At 73.9% G+C, this 15,267-nt stretch carries 20 protein-coding genes; 9 read left to right on the forward strand and 11 right to left on the reverse strand.

Annotation, left to right across the window (positions count from 1 at the left end; translation table 11 throughout):
• Positions 1-75: 75 nt before the first annotated feature.
• Together ACTMS9_RS03005 and ACTMS9_RS03010 are read left to right on the forward strand one after the other, a co-directional pair.
• Positions 76-249: a CsbD family protein gene (locus ACTMS9_RS03005; protein WP_088964196.1), complete on the forward strand. Its 174-nt coding sequence runs from the start codon at positions 76-78 to the stop codon at positions 247-249.
• A gap of 282 nt (positions 250-531) precedes the next feature.
• Entirely contained in the window at positions 532-1,035 is a 504-nt protein-coding gene (locus ACTMS9_RS03010) for a hypothetical protein (RefSeq protein WP_441149039.1), read from the forward strand.
• A gap of 201 nt (positions 1,036-1,236) precedes the next feature.
• Here the strand turns inward: ACTMS9_RS03010 and ACTMS9_RS03015 are convergent, their stop codons facing one another.
• The 4 genes from ACTMS9_RS03015 to ACTMS9_RS03030 form a co-directional block, all read right to left on the reverse strand.
• Positions 1,237-1,872 (reverse strand): dihydrofolate reductase family protein, encoded by a 636-nt coding sequence (locus ACTMS9_RS03015; RefSeq protein WP_441149040.1) that lies wholly within the window; start codon positions 1,870-1,872, stop codon positions 1,237-1,239.
• Between the two features lie 29 nt (positions 1,873-1,901).
• Entirely contained in the window at positions 1,902-3,146 is a 1,245-nt protein-coding gene (locus ACTMS9_RS03020; protein ID WP_441149041.1) for an RNA polymerase sigma factor, read from the reverse strand.
• Positions 3,143-3,502 (reverse strand): YciI family protein, encoded by a 360-nt coding sequence (locus tag ACTMS9_RS03025; protein ID WP_218896811.1) that lies wholly within the window; start codon positions 3,500-3,502, stop codon positions 3,143-3,145. Before ACTMS9_RS03025 ends, ACTMS9_RS03020 begins: the two co-directional genes overlap by 4 nt.
• A gap of 116 nt (positions 3,503-3,618) precedes the next feature.
• Positions 3,619-4,863, reverse strand: a complete 1,245-nt coding sequence (locus ACTMS9_RS03030; RefSeq protein ID WP_441149042.1) for a DUF2786 domain-containing protein — start codon at positions 4,861-4,863, stop codon at positions 3,619-3,621.
• Positions 4,864-5,016: 153 nt separating this feature from the next.
• On the opposite strand from ACTMS9_RS03030, the gene ACTMS9_RS03035 reads away from it, so the two are divergent.
• Both ACTMS9_RS03035 and ACTMS9_RS03040 read left to right on the forward strand, forming a co-directional pair.
• Positions 5,017-5,868 carry a DUF3152 domain-containing protein gene (locus tag ACTMS9_RS03035; protein WP_441149043.1) on the forward strand — a complete coding sequence of 284 codons (852 nt, stop codon included), beginning with the start codon at positions 5,017-5,019 and terminating at the stop codon, positions 5,866-5,868.
• Positions 5,869-5,995: 127 nt separating this feature from the next.
• Positions 5,996-6,361 (forward strand): STAS domain-containing protein, encoded by a 366-nt coding sequence (locus ACTMS9_RS03040; RefSeq protein ID WP_441149044.1) that lies wholly within the window; start codon positions 5,996-5,998, stop codon positions 6,359-6,361.
• Here the strand turns inward: ACTMS9_RS03040 and ACTMS9_RS03045 are convergent.
• The 3 genes from ACTMS9_RS03045 to ACTMS9_RS03055 form a co-directional block, all read right to left on the reverse strand.
• A complete protein-coding gene (locus ACTMS9_RS03045; protein ID WP_441149045.1) occupies positions 6,315-7,070 on the reverse strand; it encodes a GAF and ANTAR domain-containing protein in 756 nt (251 codons plus the stop codon). The two genes, ACTMS9_RS03040 and ACTMS9_RS03045, sit on opposite strands and share 47 nt — an antisense overlap.
• Before the next feature lie 145 nt (positions 7,071-7,215).
• Positions 7,216-8,412 carry a PP2C family protein-serine/threonine phosphatase gene (locus ACTMS9_RS03050; RefSeq protein ID WP_441149046.1) on the reverse strand — a complete coding sequence of 399 codons (1,197 nt, stop codon included), beginning with the start codon at positions 8,410-8,412 and terminating at the stop codon, positions 7,216-7,218.
• 69 nt (positions 8,413-8,481) lie between these two features.
• Positions 8,482-8,910 (reverse strand): ATP-binding protein, encoded by a 429-nt coding sequence (locus ACTMS9_RS03055; RefSeq protein WP_441149047.1) that lies wholly within the window; start codon positions 8,908-8,910, stop codon positions 8,482-8,484.
• A gap of 171 nt (positions 8,911-9,081) precedes the next feature.
• Between ACTMS9_RS03055 and ACTMS9_RS03060 the strand changes: the two genes are divergently transcribed.
• Together ACTMS9_RS03060 and ACTMS9_RS03065 are read left to right on the forward strand one after the other, a co-directional pair.
• Positions 9,082-9,750: a DUF1707 SHOCT-like domain-containing protein gene (locus ACTMS9_RS03060; protein ID WP_441149048.1), complete on the forward strand. Its 669-nt coding sequence runs from the start codon at positions 9,082-9,084 to the stop codon at positions 9,748-9,750.
• Positions 9,751-9,898: 148 nt separating this feature from the next.
• Positions 9,899-10,117, forward strand: a complete 219-nt coding sequence (locus ACTMS9_RS03065) for a hypothetical protein (protein WP_088964186.1) — start codon at positions 9,899-9,901, stop codon at positions 10,115-10,117.
• A gap of 148 nt (positions 10,118-10,265) precedes the next feature.
• Here the strand turns inward: ACTMS9_RS03065 and ACTMS9_RS03070 are convergent, their stop codons facing one another.
• On the reverse strand, positions 10,266-10,580 hold the full coding sequence (locus tag ACTMS9_RS03070; RefSeq protein ID WP_441149049.1) for a hypothetical protein: 315 nt from the start codon (positions 10,578-10,580) through the stop codon (positions 10,266-10,268).
• 174 nt (positions 10,581-10,754) lie between these two features.
• Here ACTMS9_RS03070 and ACTMS9_RS03075 point away from each other — a divergent pair, with 174 nt between their 5' ends.
• Positions 10,755-11,078, forward strand: a complete 324-nt coding sequence (locus ACTMS9_RS03075) for a nuclear transport factor 2 family protein (protein ID WP_441149050.1) — start codon at positions 10,755-10,757, stop codon at positions 11,076-11,078.
• Positions 11,079-11,142: 64 nt separating this feature from the next.
• Here ACTMS9_RS03075 and ACTMS9_RS03080 read toward each other — a convergent pair whose 3' ends face one another.
• From ACTMS9_RS03080 to ACTMS9_RS03090, 3 genes are all read right to left on the reverse strand, one after another.
• Positions 11,143-12,324: a low temperature requirement protein A gene (locus tag ACTMS9_RS03080; RefSeq protein WP_441149051.1), complete on the reverse strand. Its 1,182-nt coding sequence runs from the start codon at positions 12,322-12,324 to the stop codon at positions 11,143-11,145.
• Between the two features lie 184 nt (positions 12,325-12,508).
• Entirely contained in the window at positions 12,509-13,063 is a 555-nt protein-coding gene (locus ACTMS9_RS03085; protein WP_441149052.1) for a DUF5994 family protein, read from the reverse strand.
• 3 nt (positions 13,064-13,066) lie between these two features.
• Positions 13,067-13,447: a LapA family protein gene (locus tag ACTMS9_RS03090; RefSeq protein ID WP_441149053.1), complete on the reverse strand. Its 381-nt coding sequence runs from the start codon at positions 13,445-13,447 to the stop codon at positions 13,067-13,069.
• Between the two features lie 578 nt (positions 13,448-14,025).
• Here ACTMS9_RS03090 and ACTMS9_RS03095 point away from each other — a divergent pair.
• Together ACTMS9_RS03095 and ACTMS9_RS03100 are read left to right on the forward strand one after the other, a co-directional pair.
• The gene (locus ACTMS9_RS03095; protein WP_441149054.1) at positions 14,026-14,199 is read left to right on the forward strand and encodes a hypothetical protein; all 174 of its coding nucleotides are present in this window, start codon (positions 14,026-14,028) and stop codon (positions 14,197-14,199) included.
• A complete protein-coding gene (locus ACTMS9_RS03100; protein ID WP_441149055.1) occupies positions 14,196-15,227 on the forward strand; it encodes a glycosyltransferase family 4 protein in 1,032 nt (343 codons plus the stop codon). Before ACTMS9_RS03095 ends, ACTMS9_RS03100 begins: the two co-directional genes overlap by 4 nt.
• Positions 15,228-15,267 lie beyond the last annotated feature (40 nt).

Genomic DNA, 15,267 nt, shown 5'->3' on the forward strand with positions numbered 1-15,267 from the left:
GGGTGATCGGTGTTTCCGGCGAAAAGGCCCGGGGTACATCCGGGACGTCGGAGGAACTGCAAACTGGAGGTTCGCATGGGTATCGACGACAAGATCGACAATGCCGGCGAGAACACCACGGGCAAGATCAAGGAGGGGCTGGGTCGGGCGACCGACGACGAGCGCCTCGAGGCCGAGGGCCGCAACGACCAGGCGAAGTCCAACCTCAAGCAGGCCGGCGAGAAGATCAAGGACGCTTTCAAGAGCTGACCGACGCATTCCGCGCGCCGGGCCGACGACTGTCGGCCCGGCGTGCGGCGCGCTGTGCCCGACGACGATCGCTGTCACCACCGGGGAGCCGGTTCGCGGCAGCGGAGCGTGAGTGCCTCCGGCACGACGACCGCAGCACGCCGACGTGACCTCGCAGCGATCCTGGTCGTTGCCAGAAACGACATCCGCCGCGTTCCGACCCGGCGGCCGGGCGACGAGTTCCGGCCGATGGTCGACCCGCGCCGTCCCCTCCGGACGGCCGACACCCGAACGGGGAAACCGATGTTCCGAAGCTCCGCCGCCGCGCTCGCCCTGGTGGCCTGCGCCGCCCTGGTCACCGGCTGCCAGCAGGCCGGAAACGACGCCGCCGACCCGCAGGACGCTCCGGCCGCCGCGAGCGCCACCGCCACCGCGAGCGCCGCCTCGACGCCCAGCCCGAGCGCGTCGCCGACCGGCCCGAGCGCCGCCAACACCGCCGCCGTCTGCCGCCGCGCCGATGACCTGATCATCGAGGCCAGCCGGAGGATCGCCGACGACTCGGCGGCCGCCACCCGCCGCGAACTCACCCCGGAGCAGCTCAACGGCCAGCTCAAGGGCACCCTCGCCGGGCTCGCGGACGACCTGCGCAAGCAGGCCGGCAACGCCGAGGACCCGCGGATCAGGGACCTGGTGACCGACGCCGCGAAGCAGATCGACACGGGAGCCGCGGCGGACAGCCCGGCGACCTGGATGGCGACCGGCTTCGTCCGCATCCCCGAGCGGCTCACCCGCGACTGCCACGTCTGACCGGCGGCGGCCCGGCGAGCGATTGTGCCGTGGAGTCGGCCCGCTGAGCGGGAGCCACAGGCGTGCCACCGACGCTGTGGAGCTGATGTCGTAGATGAATCACCGATCGGGGCCGGCGGCCGGCGGCCATCCCACCCGTGATTCGTTCACGACATCAGCTCCACAGCGAGCGACCCCTGCCCCGACCGGCCGACCAGATGCTCAGCGCCGTACCCGGTAGGTCACGTGGGTGACGGTCGGGCCAGCCACCACCGACACCTGCTCCAGCCGGGGGTCGCCGACCCCCTCGAAGAGCCGTTCGCCGGCCCCGAGCACGATCGGCACCAGGTGCAGATGGAGGGTGTCCAGCAGCCCCGCCGCCAGGCACTGGTTGACCGTGCTCGCGCCGCCCGCCACGGAGACCACCCGGTCGCCGGCCGCCTCCCGGGCCTGCCGCAGCGCGGCGGCGAGCCCGCCGGTGACGAACCGGAACTCCGTCCCGCCGCGCATCACCAGTGTCTCGCGCGGATGGTGGGTGAGCACGAAGACCGGGGTACGGAACGGCGGGTCCTCGCCCCACCAGCCGGTCCAGTCGAGGTCCCACGGCCCGTCGCCGCCGCCGAACATCCGGCGTCCCATCACGTACGCCCCGACGTCCCGGGTCATCTCGTCGACCACCTCGGCGTCGACGCCGCGCTCCCCACCGGCCAGCCCGTGCCGCTCCCGCCAGGCGTCCAGCCCGAAGAACCACTCGTGCAGGCGCAGCCCGCCCCGACCCAGCGGGTCCTGCCGGCTCTGGTCCGGCCCCGCCACGTACCCGTCCAACGACATCGAGATCTGACAGCTCACTGTGGTCATGCGGGGTGGACTCCCGTCGTCACCGGAACTCATCGCTCGCCCGCCAGCCGGGCCGCGCGCACCTCCAGGTAGCGCCGCTCCGGCAGGCTGGTGGTCCGCCGGGCCGCCAGCAGGTACGCCTCCCGCGCCGCCGCCCGCTCCCCGGCCAGCTCCAGCAGGTGGGCCCGGACGGCCGCCAGCCGGTGGTGGCCGGCGATCCGCTCGTCGGCGTCGAGCGGGGCGAGCAGGGCGAGCCCGGCGCGCGGACCGTCCACCATGGCCACCGCGGCGGCCCGGTTGAGGGTGACCATCGGGTTCGGCGACACGGCCGCCAGCACGCGGTAGAGCGCGACGATCTGCCGCCAGTCCGTCCGCTCCGCGGCGGGCGCCTCGGCATGCACCGCCGCGATCGCCGCCTGGAGCTGGTACGGGCCCGGCGGCGACCAGGTCAGCGCCTCGGTCACCAGGGCCACCCCCTCGGCGATGACGGCCCGGTCCCACCGGCTCCGGTCCTGTTCGGCGAGCGGGACCAGTTCCCCGCCCGGCCCGGTCCGCGCCGCCCGGTGCGCGTCGGTGAGCAGCATCAGCGCGAGCAGGCCGGCGACCTCGCCGTCGTCGGGCAGCGCCCGGTGCAGCTGGCGGGTCAGCCGGATCGCCTCGCCGGTCAGCTCGGCCCGGTGCAGGTCCGCCCCGCTGGAGGCGGTGTAGCCCTCGTTGAAGATCAGGTACAGCACGTGCAGCACGGTCGGCAGCCGCTCGTCCCGCTCGGCCGGCGACGGCATGACGAACCGCGCGCCGGCCGCCTCGACGCGTTGCTTGGCCCGGCGGATGCGCTGGCTCATGGTCGGCTCCGGCACCAGGAACGCCTGCGCGATCTGCGCCGTGCTCAGCCCACCCACCGCGCGCAGGGTCAGCGCCAGCTGCGCCGAGCGGGGCAGCGCCGGATGGCAGCAGAGGAAGAACAGGGTGAGGCTGTCGTCCCCGGTGGACGGCGACTCGTCGGCGGGCGGGGCGACCGTCGCGTACGCCGGCTCCCGGAGCGCGACGGTGACCTCGCGGTCGCGGCGGGCCCGCTCGCTGCGCCACTCGTCGGTCAGCCGGCGGCCGGCGACGGTGAGCAGCCAGGCGCGGGGATTGTCCGGCACCCCCCGCTCCGGCCACTGCGTGGCGGCGGCCAGCAGCGCCTCCTGCACCGCGTCCTCGCAGGCGGAAAAGGCGCCGTGCCGGCGGACCAGGATGCCGAGGACCTGCGGCGCGAGGGCGCGCAGCAGGTCCTCCACCTCCGGGGGTGTCACATCTCGGTCCCGGCCTCGTCCATCACCGGGCGCACCTCCAGCACGCCGAAGCCCATCCGGACGTCGGGCCAGCGCGCGGCGATCTCGGCGGCCCGCTCCGGGCTGTCGCAGTCGACCATCAGGTAGCCGGCGAACTGCTCCTTGCTCTCCATGAACGGCCCGTCGGTCACCTCGGGGTGCTCGCCACGGAGCCGGACCGTCCGGGTCTGCGACGGGTCGGCCAGCGCCTGGCCACCGACCAGTTCGCCGGACTCGGTCAGCTCCTTCATGATCTCGTCGACCTCGCCGAAGAGCGCGGTGCGCTCCTGCTCGGAGAGGCCCTCGACGAAGCCGGGCCGGTTCCAGATCAGCAACATGTACTTCACGTGGTGCTCCTGACGTCGGTTGGCCACGCCGTTCGTGGCCCTCGATGACAGGTCGGAGCCCGCCCGCTGGATCCGACACCGCCGCCGGAAGAATTCTGCCCGAGCGGTCAGCTCCGGCCGGGCAGCGGCCGGGCCGGTGGCGTGCCGGCGTGCAGCGAGGCCCGGTCGGCGGCGGAGGTGCCGGAGTGCCAGCCGTCGGCGTCCCGGATGGTCAGCCGAGCCCGGGTGACGCCGGGGAAGAGGCTCTCCATCCGCTCGCGGACCGCGTCCGAGCGGGCGGCCAGCACGGGGAGCAGCCGTTCCGGGCCGGTCGCCTCGGCCGCCTGCCGGTTGGCCTCCTCGGTCGCGGCCCGCAGCCGTTCACCGATGCGCAGCGCGAACGCGTGCAGGAACGACTCGTCGTACGCCTTGGTCCGCCGGCTGCTGCCCCGCTTGCGCTCGGTGCGCCCGCGCAGCATCGCGGCGGTGGCCTGCACCAGCAGCGACGTGTAGAGCAGCTCGACCGCCTCCAGGTCGCCGGCGAAGCCGAGCACGGTGGCGAAGCCCAGGTCGTCGTTCCAGACCGACTCGCACCGGTTCGCCGCCGCCACCTCCTGCACCAGCAGCGCCTTGGCCCCGGCGTACGGGGCGTCGGTGCTCAGGCGCATCCCGCCGGGCAGGTCGGGGCGTTCCGCGGTGGCCTCGACCATCGCCCGGTCCAGGCTGTGCCGGGCGATCAACTCCTGCGCCTTGCCGGTCAGCGCCTCCGCCTCGGCCGGGAAGGTGGTCGACTCGGCCTTGGCCAGCAGCGCCCGCACCCGGTCGAGCATCACCGAACCGCTGCGCCCCGGGGCGGCGCGCCGGGCCACGGCCGGCCCGCCCCCGCCCGGCGGCGGGCGCAGCATCGCGATCGGCGGCAGGCCGTCCAGCAGCGCCAGCACCTCGACCGCGTCGCGCAGCGCGGTGATCCGGTCCTCGCCCTCGCGGGCGGCCCACCGGGCCAGCCAGCCGGCGTCGTCGTCGTCCCACCACACCCGGGCCGCCAGCCCGTCGAGCTGCTCGTCCCACCACGGCGGGACGTCGCCGGCCTGCCCCCGCCGCTGCGCGGCGAGCGCGTCGCGTACCAGCCGGCCGGGTCGCGCGCCGAGGCGGCGGGTCACCATCCGGGCCACGTCGACCGGCTGCCAGCCGCGCGGCCAGAGCCGGGCGAGGGCGCCCGCCAGACGGTCGAGGAGGGCGGCGTCCACCACCGCCGTGCCGTCCGGGGCGCCGGTGCCGACCACGAGCCGGTCCAGCTTCCGCTCCGCGTCGCGTACGTCGGTGCCGCGCACCGCCGCGACCGCGTCGGCGATGAGGGCGTGGGCGTCCGGCACGGGTGGTCCTTCCTGGGCAAGACGCCCGGGTGGTGTCCGGATCGTCGGGAGTGTCTGCCCGGCAACGGTACCGGGTGCGGATTCGACAGCCGGATCACTCATCCGCACGGGCCCCGTCCGCGTACTACTGCCCGAGCGGACGGAGGGTCGAGGGTGGGCAGCCTCACGGTGAGCGGGTCGGCCGACCGCAGCCGGCACCGTGGTCGTCGCGGGGCCGGGGCCCGGGCGGGCGCGCTGGTGCTGGCGCTGGTGGTGGTCGCCGGCCTGGGCGGCGGCGCCTGGGCGGCCGGGCGCGGCGAGCTGGACCTCGGCGAGCTGGTCGGTGACGTCCGCCGGGCGCCCGCGCCGGCCCGCGCGGCGGTGGCCGCCGCACCGGGCCGGCCGGCGGCGACGCCCACCGCTCCCGTCCTGGGCTACCCCGAGCGGGGTACGGGCACCTGGCGGACGGCGACCGCCCGGGGTGCGGTGGCCGGACGCGCGGGCGAGCTGCTGCGGTACCGGGTGGCGGTCGAGGGCGGCATCGACGAGGTGGACGTGGAACTCCTCGGCCGGGAGGTGGCCGTGGTGCTCGCCGACCGCCGGGGTTGGACGGGCGGGGGGCGGTGGCGGCTGCAACGGGTCGGCCCGGACGTCGCGGCCGACTTCACCGTGCTGCTGACCACCCCGGCGACCCGCGCCGACCTGTGCGGGGACGCCGACGACCGCTACACCTCCTGCCGGAACGGGGACCGGGTGGTGGTCAACGTGGCCCGCTGGGCGCGCGGGGTGCCCGGGTTCGGCGGTGACCTGGCGACCTACCGGGCGTACGTGCTCAACCACGAGGTCGGCCACCGGCTCGGCATGGGACACGAGCTGTGCCCGGCCCGGGGCGCGCCGGCCCCGGTGATGCAGCAGCAGACGCTGGGGCTGCACGGCTGCGCGCCGAACGCCTGGCCGTACGTCGACGGCACCCTGCACACCGGCCGTCCCGGCGAGTACGACGACCCGGTGCCGGCCGGGGACTGACCCCGGCGTCGGCGTCCCGCCACGGGACGGACCCGTGCTTTCCCCGCCGGCTGCGGCTAGGCTGGCTGCGCTGGTCTCTGCCTTCTGCTACGAGGGAACGAGCCCGGTGGGCGTAGGGAGCAGTGCAGTGCACACCGAGCCTGGGCAACTCTTGTCGATATCGGCGGCCGACCTCCGGATCACCCTCACCAACATCGGCGGCCACCTCCTGCGGGTGAGCGTCGCCGGCGAGGTGGATTTCGCCACCTCCGGCGAGCTGCGCGCGGCGCTGGACGCCGTGCTGGCCGACCTCACCGGCACCCCCGTCGAGGTGGACCTCGCCGAGGTGCCCTTCCTGGACTCCTCCGGCGTCCACGTCCTGCTGGACGCGTACGCCCGGGCCGCCGACCGGGACTGCCCGCTGGTGGTGGCGAACGCGCGGCCCGTGGTCCGTCGGGTCCTGGAGATCACCGGGGTGCTCGCCCTGCTCGGGCTCGCTCCGGCTGGCCGGTGACGCTCAGCTCGCCGGTCTCCACCAGCTCGCGGGCCACGTCGACCAGCTTGACGTTGATCCGTTGGCTCGCCATCACCAGCAGCTCGAAGGCCTGGGCGCCGGTGAGCCGGTGCCGTTCCATCAGGATGCCCTTGGCCTGGCCGATCAGGTCCCGTACGTCCAGCGCCCGGCTGAGCTGGTCGAGCCGCCGCGCGTCGGCGACCGCCACGGCGGCGTGCGAGGCGAAGAGCAGCCCGACCCGTTCCGACTCGCCGGTGAAGGCGTGCGGCTCCCGGGCGTAGAGGTTGAGCGCGCCCAGATTGTCCCGGGCGACGTAGAGCTGGAATGACAGCATGCTGCCGACGCCCAGCTCCCGCGCCCGGGCGATGAACCTGGGCCAGCGCTCCTCGGTGTCCACGTCGGGCAGCCGGACGGTCCGCTCGGTGTACGCCGAGGTGAGGCAGGGGCCCTCGCCGGTCTCGTACTGCGCCCGGTCGACCCGCAGCACCACCTCACCGGTGCCGGCGGGGGTGCTCACCCGGCGCCGCCCCTCGATCTCGGTGATCCCGGCGTGCCAGGCGCCGGGCACGGTGTCCACGGCCGCGTGCACGATGGCCCGCAGGGTGTCCTCCACCGTCCGCTCGCCCTGGAACTCCCGGGCGAGCATGGCGAGTCGGGCGGCGAGCGCGTGACCGCTGGTCGCCCCGTCCCGGCCGGCGGAAGGGGACACAGCAGGTCGGGAATGTGGTCGATCGTTGGCCGGCACGGTGCCTCCTCCCCACCGCATGCGGGGTTCCGGCACGCCACCGACCCCGACGCGGTCCTTGACGATTCCGCCGATACCCCGGCGCGTCGCGCGTCAATCCGGTGCGTGATCAGGTCAACGGCTGCCCGGCGGGGCCGTGCCAGCGGACCAGCAGCACGGTCGCGTCGTCGACGAGCTGGTCGTCCTGGTAGGCGAGGATCGCGTGCACCATGCGGCGGGCGGTCTCCGGCAGCGGCAGGTCGTCGGCGAGCGCCCGGACGGCGCAGTCGACCAGCCGGTCGACGCCGAAGGCCTCCCCGTCGGCCGAGCGCGCCTCGGTGATCCCGTCGGTGTGGAAGAGCACGTCGTCGCCGGGCTCCAGGGCCTCCTCGACCACCACCGGCGCCCGGTGCTCGCCGAGGGTGACCGGCAGCGCGGTCGGGGTGGGCAGCACGATCGCCACCCGTCCGCGGCGCAGCACCAGGCCGCTCGGGTGCCCGGCGGAGATCACCCGCAGCCGGCCATTGCGTTGGTCGAGTTCGGCCAGTACGCCGGTGATCAGGCCCCGCCGGTCGTGGTCGCGGACCACGGTGTCGATGTGGTGGTAGGTGGCGATCAGGTCGTGACCGGACCGCCGGGCGTTGCGGTACGCGGCCAGCGCCAGGCTGGCCAGCATCACCGCCCGCATCCCGCCGTGCGAGCCGTGCCCCACCGCGTCGAAGAGCGCCAGGTGGGCGATGTCGCCGTTGACCGCGTAGTCGAAGGCGTCCCCGCCCACGTCGTAGCTGGGCTCCAGGATGCCGCTGATGGTCATGCTGCCCGTGGAGAAGGTCAGCGGCGGCAGTTGGGCGCGGAGCATCTCGGCCGCCATCCGCATCGGCGCGCGGCGGCGCACCAGCTCCACGGTGTCGCTGTAGCTGGACCGGGTGACCACCAGCTCCGCCAGCAGCGCGCAGGCCGCCTCGAACCCGGAGACCCGGTCGGCGGGGATCAGCTCGGCGGAGCGCACCTCGACCACGCCCAGCCGTTCCAGCCCGTCCAGCAGCGGCACCCACAGCCGCGCCGGCCCGGGCCCGCCGTCGGCGGCGTACGGGCGCATCATCGCGTACGCCCGCCCGGCCAGGGTGCCGTCGACGGCCAGCGAGCCCCGGTCGGCGCCCCCGTCGTCCATCGGCAGCAGCTCCCGCTGCTCGTGGTCGACCAGGTGGATGCGCATCGAGGTGGCGCCGAGTTCGGTGGCCATCCGTCGGGCCAGCGCCGGCAGGTCCTCCGGGCGCGCGTGGTGGGAGTGACGCAGCAGTCCGTGCAGCGCTGTCCGCTCGCTCACCGTCGCCTCCGTTTTGCCGCCCGCCTGCCGGTACGTACCCCGCCGGCCGCCGCTCGGAACGCCGGCCGGTCAGCTCCGGGGGAAGGCGGCCCAGATGTTCTTGGTGCCGTCGGTGGCGTACCAGCCGACGTCCAGCGAGACGGCCTCGGCGATCTGGAGCCCGCGCCCGCCGGCCCCCATCGGACGGGTGTCGACCAGCTCCGGGATGGTGCTCAGGTCGTGGTCGGCGACCTCCAGGATGAACCGGTCCTCGGCGATCAGCAGGCGCACGATGGTGGGCGGGATGCCGTGCCGCAGGGCGTTTGTGGCCAGCTCCGTGGCGACCAGGACCATCAACTCGGGCACCTCGTCCAACTCCTCCCCGGCGAGCAGTTCCTCGCCGGTCAGCGCCTGGTGCAGCGACGCCCGCAGGCCGCGCAGGTGGGCGGGACTGGACAGCTGCCACCGCCGCAGCTCGGTAGCCTGCGGCGACGGCGGGGAGGTGCGCAGCTGTGCCATGGTCCCGGTTTACCCTCCGTAGCCGCGTCCTAAGCGGTTCCCCCCGGTGTCGTGACCCGGACAATGCCCCGCCGCAGGCCGCCGTCCCGGCCTGCGTGGACCCGCCGCGGGCCCCCGTCGGGCGGGTGGCGCGGGCCCGGCCGGGTGCGTGGTTGTTCTACCCTCCTCTATGTGAGCGAGCTCATTCCGGAACCGGTGCACCCGGGACAGATCCGTACCTCCGACGCCGACCGGGAGCGGGTCGCGGCCGTGCTGCGGGAGGCGGCCGCCGAGGGCCGGCTCGACCTGGGCGAGCTGGACGAGCGGCTGGGCCGGGTCTACGCCGCCCGCACCTACGCCGAACTCGAACCCCTGACCCACGACCTCCCCGCCGTGGGGTCGTCGCTGTTCCCGCCCCCGCCGCCGGCGTACGTCGTCGGGGCGCCGGTGTCGCGCAGCGGCTACGCCCTGGCCGGCAAGTTCGAACGGTCCGGCCCGTGGAGCGTCGGCCCCGAGTTCACCTGCCTGGCATTCTGGGGTGGCGGGCTGGTCGACCTGCGCGACGCGATCTTCACCGTGGGTGCGGTGCGGATCAAGGCCTACGCACTGATGGGGGGCCTGGAGATCTGGGTGCCCGAGCAGGCCACCGTGCACGTGACCGGGGTCGGGGTGATGGGTGGCTTCGACCACCGGGCCACCGGACCGGGCGCGCCGGGTGCGCCGACGGTCACCGTCGGCGGGTTCGCCCTCTGGGGCGGGGTGGCGATCAAGCGCAAGCCCTCCGAGCGGGAGCTGCGGATGCGCAAGCAGGAGAAGAAGCGCAGGAAGCTGGAGAACTCCTCGCCCGACTCCGACGACTGACGACCGGCCGGTCCGGTCGCCCGACTACGACGGTGGGACCGAAAGCGGTCCGTTTCGCCGAGTTCCGGCCGCCCAAACAGCCGATCGAGCTGCGGTAGTGGGCCACCGGGCAGTGCCGATCGGACGCCGGTTGAGATACCGTCGCGAGGTGATCGTCGAGGAGCATTGGTGGAACGGGGACGCGACGGCACGCGGCCGTCGCGACGTGTACATCCGCAGCGACGGGCTGCGCTGGGAGGTACAGGCACAGATCGGCGGCGCCTACGGCCGATCGAAGGTGCAGGAGTGTCCGAGTCGTACCTCGGCGAGCATTCTCGCCGGGGCGTGGCGCGGGGGTAATCCCGCGTGGCGCGAGCTGCCCCGCTGAGCGCGGGCGCGTTCGCGCGAAACTGACGCCGACCCCCGCCGGCGTGGTGGTCCGCGCCGCCGGGGTTCCGCCGTCCGCGTCAGGTCACCCACCCACAAATGTTGATCACGGTACGTCCGGCGGTCGTGGTGGCCCGGGGCCGGTGCGTTCAGCTGCCCGCAGCAATGCCGGCCTGCCGGTTCCCCTCCGCCATGTCGAGGCCGGACGCCTGGAGCGTTTCGCTCACCACGATGCCCAACTGCGACACGGCGATCGTGCCCGAGAAGCCCAGGCCCTCCGTGTACGCCCGGCGTGCCTCGCCCGCAGCCTGCACCGCGCGGGCCCGGGCGATGTCGGGGACGCGGCCGGCGAGGAAGTCCCGGTGCAGCAGCCGCAGCGCCTGCCCGAAGTGCTCGACCGAGCGGGGCAGGTCGGGCGGGACCGGCTCACCGGCGTCGAGCAGGGACACGCTTCGTCGCACCATGCCGCGGGCGCCTTCAGCGGTGCGATGATCCTCGGGGTTGGCCGTGACGTTGCGTGACGTAGGTGGGTCGCTCGGCCAGTGATCCTCGCGCCGTCGTCGCGCACCTACCCGGCGCATTTCGAAGGCGATCTCATCCCGACCGTCTGACCGACGCACGTCCACCGGAGGGCTCCGATGACCGACCCACCCGAGATCATCCGTCGCTACTTCGCGTTGGCCGGCCAGCCGGACCGGGACGCCTACTTCGCGCTCTTCGCCGACGACGCGGTCGTCGAGGACGAGGGCAGGGAGCACCGGGGGATCGAGGCGATCCGCGCCTGGCGCCGGGACACGCCCCTGGTGTCGTACGAGATCACCGACGTCGAGGACAGCTCGGCGGGGACGGTGGTGACCGCCACCATCAGCGGGGACTTTCCCGGCAGCCCCGTCGCCGGCCTGCGCTTCCGCTTCGCGGAGTATGACGACCGGCAGATCCGCCGGCTGCGCATCGCGCCCTGAGCAGGAGGCGAGCCCGACGGGTGACCGGCTGGGCCGCACCCGCGATGGCGCCTCCGGTCACCGGTCACAGGGCGGGCGCCGGTGGCTCGGGTGGGCTTCCGTAGGCGCGGATGCCGTCCGAGACGGCGATCCCGGCCAGGACGAGGGTGGCGGTGAGGCCGGCCACCAGTGCGGGCGCGAGCATCAGGGCGGGGCTCGCGACGGCCAGTACGAGCAGCGCGACCAGCCGGGACGGTGACACGCGGCTGAACACCTCGTACTCGAATCGGGCGCGTCCGGCCAGGAACAACGCGGGTCCGCCGAGAATGACGCCGGCCAGCCAGGGCGTGGTCTGCTCGGTGGGATGGGCGATGACGATCTCGAAACCGGCGGCGGTGGCGACCACGCCGGCCACCATGAGCAGGTGGGTGTTGGGCGCGGACCGCACGAATCTGCCCGGATCCTGGGAAGCCTCGATGGCGGCTTGCAGCAGGGCCCCGGCGCGGTGGACGTAGATCTGCCACAGCAGCACGGTGGCGGCGAACGCCACCAGCAGGGCCGCCGTGTGGCTGGCCGTCACGTGGTGGTCGGCGTAGGTGAGGGTGGTGACGAGGAGGAGATCACCGAGGGCGAGCGTGAAGAACTGCTGATAACGCTCCGCCAGGTGGTCGGCTGCCACCCGGTACTGCGCCGTCGGTACCCGACCGAGTCGTGGAGTCGGGTAACGGAGCCAGGCCGCCCCGTAGTCGATGGCGAGCGCGGCGGCCCACAGCAGGCCGCGCGCCGGGCCCGTCACGAGAGCGCCGGCGAGCCACGGTACGGCGGACACGACGAACCAGAAGATGAACCGGCCGGCGTGCAGTTGCGCCTTGCGGCCGTGCAGTGCGGAGGCGAGAAAGATGCCACGTCCCACGTGGATCGCCACGTACGCGCCCGCGAAGACCAGGGCGTGGTCGGAGAAGGCTCCGGGCAGCGAGCCAGCCATCAGGATGGTCCCGAGCATGACCCAGAGCGTCATGACGAAGATGGGCGGCCGCTGGGCGTGGTAGAGGTCGGTTGCCAACGCGGTGATGGACCAGACCCACCAGATCGCCATCAGCAGCACCACGGTCTGGAGGATCCCGACCCGGTCGAGACTCTCGGCCAGGGTTCGTGAGGTCAGGGCGAGCGCGGCGACGAAGACCAGATCGAGAAACAGCTCTAGCAGGGTCGCCCGCTGTGGCCCCTCACCCTCGCGGGTCAGTCCTACTGCTCGGTCGGTCGTCATCGGTCGCCCGTCCACTGACTCCGGGTCGCGAAGGCCTCGAGGAGCGGCCGGCGACAGGGAACCGGCCGAGTCGGATGCTTCGAGGATCGCCGTACCGAACATTAGTGGAGCAATGGGCGTACTGCGGGCAAAGGTGTGATCCGCCTGGCGATCGAACCCGCGTCTCCCTGGGGGCGGCGACTTCTCAGTCGCGCCCCGCGCGGATCCGGGGCTCCCGGTCGTTCCTGGTGACTCCGTCGCCACCACCCTCGTTGTCCCACACCGCGTACGCATCGGGGCGGGCCGTGGCCGCCGGTGGCACCCGGACGGCGGCCAGGATCTCGGGCGCGCGCCTCAGGTCGGCCGGGTCGGCGGCGGTGGCCATCGCCCGCTCGGCTGCCGCCGGTGGGGTGGCGGGCGGCACCACGAGCAGGTCGACCTGGATGTCCCGGCCGGTGGTGGCGACCAGCAGGGCGGGGTCGAGGGTGTCGAACCAGCCGAGCCGGACCGCGACCGGTCCGACGGTCAACCGGCGGGGCCGGCTGTCCCACGCGTGGAGGTTCAGCATGATGTGCCGGATCCGGCCATGACGTTCGGCCAGGGCGAGGACGAGGCCGGGGAGTTCGGCGGCCGGGTCCCAGGATCGCGGCCACCAGCCGCCGTCCAGTACCGCCCGTGCCCGGGTGGGGGCGAGGACGAGTCGAGGTGCGCTGGGCGTCGAAGCGGCGATCGGGTTGGCGTTTTCGCTGGTGACGGACATGGCTCAGCCCTCCCGGCGGGGCCGCGGGGCGACGCCGGTCGTCGACGGGGCGGTCGGACCGGGCGCGGGACGCCCCGCCGATCGGGTCGCGGAACGGCGGGCGCGCATCCTCAGCTGTGCGATCCGGGCGGTGCCGGGCAGGGCGACGAGCAGGACCCCGACGACCGCGGCCAGCAGCAGTGCCACACCGAGCGGCAGGGCGACGTGTGCGCCGAGGAGCGTCACCTCGGCCCGTTGTCCGTTCTGCAGTACGAAGATCAGGAGCAGCAGGAGCACGATCGCGAACACCACGGCGACGATCCACAGATCCCCGATCCGGGAGCGCTTCACCGCGGGGCGCAGGGGCGTCCGGCGAGTAGTGGCGGGGCCGTCGTGTCCGTTCATGAGGGGGAGTCGGACGTGGCTGTTTCGGGGTGCGGTCATCACGAACCGCCGCCTTCCGATGGGTGCCCGGCGTACCTGGCTGCCGGCGTGGGCAAGCGCGGGTGTCGGGCGAGGGCGGGTCTGCGACGGAGTGTCGCGGCCCGGCGTACCGGTGCGGGGGGAGGGGCCGTCCGCCGGCGGCGGACCGTCAGTCACCGGGGTTCCCGAGCGACACTGTCAGCGTACGCCTGAACCGCCGGCATCACCGCCAGGCGATTTCCGGGCAGCGCTGCCTCCGGTGATTGTGCCGATCCAGCCCGTGAGGCGTACGGTGGGTATGTCGCCCGGGGTCCCCGGTGGCCGCCAGGTGCCGTCGCCGCCAGCCCGCGAGGGGCCTTCAAAGATCGTCATCCCCCGTCCGGGCAGCGAGCTCGTCGTGCTGGCTGATCGCCGACCACGTCCCGACCGCACGATCCGCCGGTCACGCAAGGTTTCAGGTCCGCCCCGCGCCCCGACGGCCGGTGGCGGAGCCGACCGGCGCGAACACACCGCCGTCCAGGAGCTTGACCGCCCCGGACGGCTTCACAAGGGAGCACCCGATGAGGATCGCCAGGCACCGGATCGCCACCGTCCTTCGCGAACGAGGCCAGCACTTCAGGGCCGAGTGGGTCGAGCGCGAACTGCCGGAACGCGTGGACCCGGCCAAGCACGTCGGGCTGCTCGCCACCCTGCATCTCGATCCGGCTGAGCTCGCCGACGCGCCGTCCCCGTGAGGGTGGCGTTGCTCGGACCGGTCGCCTGGCGGACACCCCCGCACCATTACGGCCCCTGGGAGCAGGTGACCGGCCTGCTCGCCGAGGGGCTGGCCACCCGCGGCGTGGACGTGACACTCTTCGCGACGCTGGACTCGGTCACCTCCGCGCGGCTCGACGGGGTGTGCCCCCGGGGGTACGCCGACGACCCGGACCTGGACGGCCGGGTGTGGGAGGCGATGCACGTCTCGCACGCGTTGGCCCGCTCGGGGCAGTTCGACCTGGTGCACAACCACCTCGACTGGTTGCCGCTGGCCTTCGCCGAACAGTGCCGCGCTCCGCTGCTCACCACCGTGCACGGCTTCTCCGGCGCCGGGATCCTCCCGGCGTACGCCAGGGCCCGCTCGTCCTACGTGTCGATCTCCGACGCCGACCGGAGCGCCGAACTCGACTACGTCGCCACGGTGCACCACGGCGTCGACCTCGCCGCGCTGCCGTTCACCCGCGACGCCGGCCCCGGACTGGCCGCCTTCGGCCGGATCCATCCCGACAAGGGCACCCACACCGCCATCGAGATCGCCCGCCTCGCCGGTCGGCCCCTCACCATCTGCGGCATCGTGCAGGACGAGCGGTACTTCGCCGAGCAGGTGGCCCCGCACATCGACGGCGACCAGGTCGTCTTCCTCGGATCGGTGGGTCCCCGACGGCGCGCCGAGGTGCTGGGCGCCAGCACCGCCCTGCTGCACCCGATCACCTTCGACGAGCCGTTCGGACTGTCGGTGGTGGAGTCGATGGTCTGCGGCACACCTGTCGTCGCGTACGCGCGGGGGTCCATGCCGGAAGTCGTCGACGAAGGGGTGACGGGGTTCCTCGTACACACCGTCGAGCAGGCGGCCGACGCCGTCACCCGGGCCGTCGGCCTCGACCGGGCCGGCTGCCGGGCGCGGGCCCGGCAGCGCTTCAGCGCGGACCGGATGGTCACCGACTACCTGTCCGTCTACGACCAGCTGACCAACCACGCCCGGCCAGGATCCCCCGCCCGCAGCTGACCCAGCCCCTTTCGTTCCGCCGGCCACACACGCTGGCCGG

Origin of the sequence: Micromonospora sp. L31, from assembly GCF_052068075.1 — a bacterium.
Lineage (GTDB): Bacteria > Actinomycetota > Actinomycetes > Mycobacteriales > Micromonosporaceae > Micromonospora > Micromonospora purpureochromogenes.